General features: G+C 40.1%; 1 protein-coding gene. It reads left to right on the top strand.

The genetic code is table 11. The annotated features are described in order from the left end of the window. Nucleotides 1–355 (top strand): hypothetical protein (locus ACXAH4_RS20085; protein WP_474883165.1); only part of this gene is annotated, 355 nt, incomplete at its 5' end. Nucleotides 356–583 lie beyond the last annotated feature (228 nt).

The following is a 583-nucleotide window of genomic DNA, read 5'->3' as shown; positions in this document are numbered from 1 at the left end:
GTTATGTGCAATTGCTAATGCAGAATCGTTCAGGGATCAGATAAGAAAAATGTTCAAAAATCACAATGCTATTACAATACTCTTGGTAATTTGCGTTCTGGTCAATGGGGTCGCCGCAGTCTTTAACAGTCAAAATATTATCTTAGGCCTTATCAACTTTTCCACGCTGGCAGAAACGGTTTATTGGCTTGTATCGTTAATAATCATTGTTTTCAGTATTTTGGGTGGCATTTTAGTCGTAAAAAAGAAGCAGCTTGGATTGAAAATATGTCTCTGGGTCTACGTATTACAGTTAATCGGTGTAATTACTAGTTCACACAATTTTGCACTTATCGTAGGAGTCTCCGTAGCTTGATCAATCGATTTGGAAGGCTCGTCATTGGACATAAACTTAGTTGCCTTGGCAGTTGTCGTTTTATCTAGCATATCGTTATCAAACGTTGGTAAAACTCCGCAGAATGAAAATTGCACATAACAAACGCATTAACACTCGCTGCGCTCGCTAGGGACAAAAACACGTAGGCTCCCTGCGCTTCGCTTGGTATTGTAGCCTACGTATTTTTGCCCGTTATGCGGGTGTTAG

Source organism: Alteromonas sp. ABV2_168 (assembly GCF_056161165.1).
Note: the sequence above shows the minus strand (reverse complement) of the source record. Positions and strands in the feature narration are given on the sequence as shown.